Below are 5342 nucleotides of genomic sequence, written 5' to 3'. Positions count from 1 at the left end.
CTGGGCGTCCACGAGCCGGCGGGAGCCGACGCGCCACAGCCAGCCGGCCACCTCGCCCTCCCGGTGGTAGCGGGCCTTGCCACGCCAGATCGCGAGGAACGTCTCCTGGACGATGTCGTCCACGACCCCGGCGTCGGCGCAGCGCCCGCGCAGCCGCGCGGTCAGCCACGGCGCGTACCGCCGGAACAGCTCCTCGAAGGCGTGCCGGTCGCGGTCCGCCGCGATGGCCCGCAGCAGCTCCGCGTCGCTTCTCGTCTCGCTCACATCTCCTCATCGGACGGGACCCGCCGACCGGTTCACGGCCCGCGCATTCGGTTCCGAAGGACCCGCGCTTCACCTCCGGCACCGGCGTTTGACTTGTCGGCGCCCCTTCCACCACCCTTTCACTACTCAAATAGTGAAAGGGTGGGTGACCGGGTGGTCGAGTACCGCATCGACCGGCACAGCGGTGTGGCCACCTACGTCCAGATCGTCCAGCAGACCAAGCAGGCCCTGCGCCTCGGCCTGCTGGTCCCGGGAGACCGGCTGCCCACGGCACGCGAGGTGGTGGAGGCCACGGCCATCAATCCCAACACCGTCCTGAAGGCGTACCGCGAACTGGAGCGCGAGGGGCTGGTGGAGGCGCGGCGCGGGCTCGGCACCTTCGTCCGGCGCACCCTCGGCACCGCCCCGGCCGACTCCCCGCTGCGGGCCGAGCTCGAGGAGTGGGCCCGGCGCGCCCGGGACGCGGGGCTGGAGCGGGACGACGTGGCCGCGCTCTTCACCGCCGTACTCGACACGCACTTCCAGGGAGACCCGACATGAGCAGCGACACGGCGATGACGGCCGAGGCTCTGGGGAAACGGTTCGGCCGGCGGGCGGGCTGGGCCCTGCGGGACTGCTCGTTCCGGCTGCCCGCCGGACGCGTGTGCGCGGTCGTCGGCCCCAACGGCGCCGGCAAGTCCACCCTGCTCGCCCTGGCCGCCGGACTCACCGCTCCCACCGAGGGCGCGGTGACCGTGCTCGGCACCACGCCGGCCGCCGCCCGGCCCCGGGTCGGCTACGTGGCCCAGGACAAGCCCCTCTACCCGCAGCTCACCGTCGCCGAGACCCTGCGCATGGGCGCCGACCTCAACCCCGCGCACTGGGACGCGGCCGGCGCCGAACGGGTCGTGGCGGCCGGGGACCTCGATCCCGGGGCCCGCGTGCGCTCCCTGTCCGGCGGCCAGCGCACCCGTGTCGCGCTCGCCCTCGCCCTCGGCAAGCGGCCCGAACTGCTGCTCCTGGACGAGCCGATGGCCGACCTCGATCCGCTGGCCCGGCACGAGCTGATGGGCACGCTGATGGCCCAGGCCGCCCGGTACGGCACCACCATCGTGATGTCCTCGCACGTCGTCGCCGAACTGGAGGACTCCTGCGACCACCTGCTGCTGGTCGGCTCCGGCCGGATCCGGCTGGCCGGCGACATCGACGACCTGCTCGCCGCCCACCTGCGGATCTCCGCCGCCGCGGACCCCGCCGCCCTCGACGGGCACACCGTGGTCGAGTCCCGGGTCACCGGGCGCCAGCTGTCCGCCCTGATCCGCCCGGCCAGACCGGTCCCCGGCGACTGGCGCACCGCCGCGCCCTCGCTGGAGGAACTGGTCCTGGCCCATCTGCGCAACCCGGGGGCGCCCGCCCTGACCCCGGCCGAGAACCAGGAGTACGCCGCGTGACCGCCACCCTGAGCGCATCCGCCCCGCCGGCCGCCGCCCCGCGCCAGATCCGCTGGCTGCTGCGGCTGCACCGCCCCGCGCTGTGCGCCTGGGCGGTCCTCGTCGTGGGCCTGGCCGTCGCGCTGCTGTGGCTGTGGGGCCCGCTCACCGACGCCTCGGCGGCGGCCTGGCACCGGTTCGACACCGACCCCGCCTGCCAGGGCCCCGCCCCGTGCGACTACGACCAGGCCGCCATCCTGCGCTACAAGGACGTCTACCAGTACACGACCTTCGCCGTCGTCACCCTCCCGTTCCTCGTCGCCGCCTGGTCGGGCGCCGCGCTGACCGGCCGGGAGACGGAGACCGGCACGGCCCGGCTCGCCTGGACCCAGGGCATCACCCCGGTGCGCTGGCTGGCCGCGCGGCTCGCCGTTCCGGCCGCCCTGGTCACCGCCGGCACCGGTCCGCTGGTGTGGCTGCACCACCTGGTGTGGTCGGCGGGCCGGGGCCGCATCGACAGCGCCGAGGACTGGTACGACCTGACCACCTTCTACGCGGGCGGCCCGCTGACCGTCGCCCTCGCGCTGACGGGCCTGGTCACCGGCGCCCTCCTGGGGCTGGTGCTGGGCCGCTCGCTGGTCGCGCTGTGCGGCTCCGTGCTCACCCTGGCCGCGCTGTGGACCGCCGTCCAGCTGGCCCTGCCCCACCTGTGGCCGGCCGTCACCGCCACCTCCGGCCGCCGGGCCTACCCCGAGCACTCCGGCATCAAGACCGGCGAAGGCTTCATCACCGCGGACGGCGCCCATGTGCCCGCCTCGTCCTGCGTGTCCGACGCCGGGCCGGCGTGCCAGGCCCTCAACGACCGCCGGCACGCCACCGGCTTCTACGTCGACTACCACCCCTACGCCCACTCCCTGCCCCTGCACCTGGTCGGGAGCGCCCTCCTGCTCGCCCTCAGCGCCGTGCTGACCGTGGCGGCCTTCCGGCTGGTGCACCGCCGCACCACCGGCCGCCGCCCGGCCCGCGCCCGGGCCACCGGCCCGAAGGCGGCCGTCTGACCTCGTCCGGAACCCCTTCGGGCCGCTCCCCGCTATCCCACACGTCATGTCGCCGTAACCATTGATTCAGCCTGGCTTGCGACGCTCGGCCAATGACACCCGTCGTGCCAGAGCCTTCGCCGCCCTCCGAGGGGCCCGCCGCGGGCAGCGGAACCGTACGGCTCCCGCCCGCGCGTTCCGACGCGCCCGTGTCACCAACGGCGGGGAAGAATGGGTTCATGAGGCAGCACGAGACCCAGGCCGAGGCCACGCACACGCCGCAGCCCCCCATGGGCTCCATCGCCGCGCACCGGCAGCGCGCCGTGTCCACCCCCGTCTCCGGTCTGGCGCCCGACCTCGACGCGGACCTCGACGCGTACGAGGAGGCCCGGGCCGACGGCGCCCCCCTGCCCCAGGGGCGTTTCCTCGACCGCGAGCGCAGCTGGCTGGCCTTCAACGAGCGGGTCCTGGAACTGGCCGAGGACCCGGCCACCCCGCTGCTGGAGCGCGCGAACTTCCTCGCCATCTTCGCCAGCAACCTGGACGAGTTCTTCATGGTCCGGGTGGCCGGCCTCAAGCGCCGCATCGCCACCGGGGTCGCGACGCGGTCCGCCTCCGGGCTCCAGCCGCGCGAGGTGCTGGAGATGATCTGGGCCCGCTCCCGCGAGCTGATGGCCCGGCACGCCGCCTGCTACCACGAGGACGTCGCCCCCGCGCTCGCCGAGGAGGGCATCCACCTGGTCCGCTGGCAGGAGCTGACGGAGAAGGAGCAGGCCCGCCTCTTCACGCTGTTCCGGAACCAGATCTTCCCCGTCCTCACCCCGCTGGCCGTCGACCCCGCGCACCCCTTCCCGTACATCTCCGGCCTCTCGCTGAACCTGGCCGTCGTCGTACGCAACCCGGTCAGCGGCCACAAGCACTTCGCCCGGGTGAAGGTGCCGCCGCTGCTGTCCCGCTTCCTGGAGGCCTCCCCGGGCCGCTACGTCCCCATCGAGGACGTCATCGCCGCCCCCAACCACCTGGAAGAGCTGTTCCCGGGCATGGAGATCCTGGAGCACCACGCCTTCCGGATCACCCGCAACGAGGACCTGGAGGTCGAGGAGGACGACGCGGAGAACCTGCTCCAGGCCCTGGAGAAGGAACTCATGCGGCGCCGCTTCGGCCCGCCGGTGCGCCTGGAGGTCGAGGAGTCCATCGACCGCGAGGTGCTGGACCTGCTGGTGCGCGAGCTGAAGATCTCCGAGGCCGAGGTGTACCCGCTGCCCGGCCCGCTGGACCTCACCGGCCTGTTCCGGATCCACTCGCTGGACCGGCCCGAGCTGAAGTACCGGAAGTTCGTCGCCGGCACCCACCGCGACCTCGCCGAGGTGGAGTCGGCGTCCCCGCCCGACATCTTCGCCGCCCTGCGCGCCCGGGACGTGCTGCTGCACCACCCCTACGACAGCTTCTCCACCTCCGTGCAGGCCTTCCTGGAGCAGGCCGCCGCCGACCCGGACGTCCTCGCGATCAAGCAGACCCTGTACCGGACCTCCGGCGACTCCCCCATCGTGGACGCGCTGATAGACGCCGCCGAGTCCGGCAAGCAGGTACTCGTCCTGGTCGAGATCAAGGCCCGCTTCGACGAGCACGCCAACATCAAGTGGGCGCGCAAGCTGGAGGAGGCCGGCTGCCACGTCGTCTACGGCCTGGTCGGGCTGAAGACCCACTGCAAGCTGTCCCTGGTGGTCCGCCAGGAGGGCGAGACCCTGCGCCGCTACAGCCACGTCGGCACCGGCAACTACCACCCGAAGACGGCCCGCCTGTACGAGGACCTCGGCCTGCTCACCGCGGACCCCCAGGTCGGCGCGGACCTCTCCGACCTCTTCAACCGGCTGTCCGGCTACTCCCGCCGGGAGACCTACCGCCGGCTGCTGGTGGCGCCCAAGTCGCTGCGTGACGGCCTGGTCTCCCGCATCCACAAGGAGATCCAGCACCACCGCGCGGGCCGGCCCGCCTTCATCCGGATCAAGGTCAACTCGATCGTGGACGAGGCGCTCATCGACGCCCTGTACCGCGCGTCCCAGGCGGGCGTGCCGGTGGACGTGTGGGTGCGCGGCATCTGCGCGATACGCCCCGGGGTCACCGGCCTGTCGGAGAACATCCGGGTCCGCTCGATCCTCGGCCGCTTCCTGGAACACTCCCGGGTGTTCGCCTTCGGCAACGGCGGCGAGCCCGAGGTGTGGATCGGCAGCGCCGACATGATGCACCGCAATCTCGACCGCCGGATCGAGGCCCTGGTGCGGGTCGTCGACCCCGGCCACCGCGCAGCCCTCAACCGGCTGCTGGACACCGGCATGTCCGACACCACCGCCTCCTGGCACCTCGGCCCGGACGGCGAGTGGACCCGGCACGCGACCGACGGGGACGGCGGGCCCCTGCGCAACGTCCAGGAGATGCTCATAGACGCCCGGAGGCGCCGGCGTGGCACAGCAACACCTTGACCAGACGGACCCCACGGCCGAGGCGGTGGCGGGTGACGCCCTCGCGGACTACCTGCGCGCCCAGGCCACGGAGTTCCTCCGCGCCCTGCGCCTGCACCGGGAGACCGGCGGCAACGGCGGGGCCGAGCGGATCTCCAGGTGGCCGACGCGCC

5 protein-coding genes and 1 pseudogene are annotated in these 5342 nt (G+C 73.4%); 5 read left to right on the top strand and 1 reads right to left on the bottom strand.

Translation table 11 applies throughout. The features are described 5' to 3' along the window. A partial coding sequence (locus tag H5J33_RS22405) for a sigma factor (RefSeq protein WP_309485465.1) occupies nucleotides 1–264 on the bottom strand: 264 nt, incomplete at its 3' end. A 153-nt stretch (nucleotides 265–417) separates the two neighbouring features. Between H5J33_RS22405 and H5J33_RS22400 the strand changes: the two genes are divergently transcribed. From H5J33_RS22400 to H5J33_RS37675, 5 genes and pseudogenes are all read left to right on the top strand, one after another. Then, complete coding sequence (locus H5J33_RS22400) at nucleotides 418–804, top strand: GntR family transcriptional regulator (protein ID WP_181796707.1); 387 nt, start codon at nucleotides 418–420, stop codon at nucleotides 802–804. Next, the gene (locus H5J33_RS22395; protein WP_181796706.1) at nucleotides 801–1694 is read left to right on the top strand and encodes an ABC transporter ATP-binding protein; all 894 of its coding nucleotides are present in this window, start codon (nucleotides 801–803) and stop codon (nucleotides 1692–1694) included. Before H5J33_RS22400 ends, H5J33_RS22395 begins: the two co-directional genes overlap by 4 nt. Then, nucleotides 1691–2731 carry an ABC transporter permease gene (locus tag H5J33_RS22390; protein WP_181796705.1) on the top strand — a complete coding sequence of 347 codons (1041 nt, stop codon included), beginning with the start codon at nucleotides 1691–1693 and terminating at the stop codon, nucleotides 2729–2731. Before H5J33_RS22395 ends, H5J33_RS22390 begins: the two co-directional genes overlap by 4 nt. Nucleotides 2732–2823: 92 nt before the next feature. Beyond that, nucleotides 2824–5190, top strand: a complete 2367-nt coding sequence (locus tag H5J33_RS22385) for an RNA degradosome polyphosphate kinase (RefSeq protein WP_399552904.1) — start codon at nucleotides 2824–2826, stop codon at nucleotides 5188–5190. After that, nucleotides 5171–5342 (top strand): annotated as a pseudogene (locus H5J33_RS37675) (metal-binding protein); the annotation flags it as partial. The gene H5J33_RS22385 and the pseudogene H5J33_RS37675, both read left to right, overlap by 20 nt.

The sequence above is a fragment of the Streptomyces sp. WELS2 genome, from assembly GCF_013870595.1.
Classification (GTDB): Bacteria; Actinomycetota; Actinomycetes; order Streptomycetales; family Streptomycetaceae; genus Streptomyces.
Note: the sequence above shows the minus strand (reverse complement) of the source record. Positions and strands in the feature narration are given on the sequence as shown.

Coding starts and splice junctions, on each gene's coding strand:
- H5J33_RS22395 (WP_181796706.1), top strand. CDS start 801: ATGAGCAGCGACACGGCGATGACGGCCGAGGCTCTGGGGAAACGGTTC.
- H5J33_RS22385 (WP_399552904.1), top strand. CDS start 2,824: ATGACACCCGTCGTGCCAGAGCCTTCGCCGCCCTCCGAGGGGCCCGCC.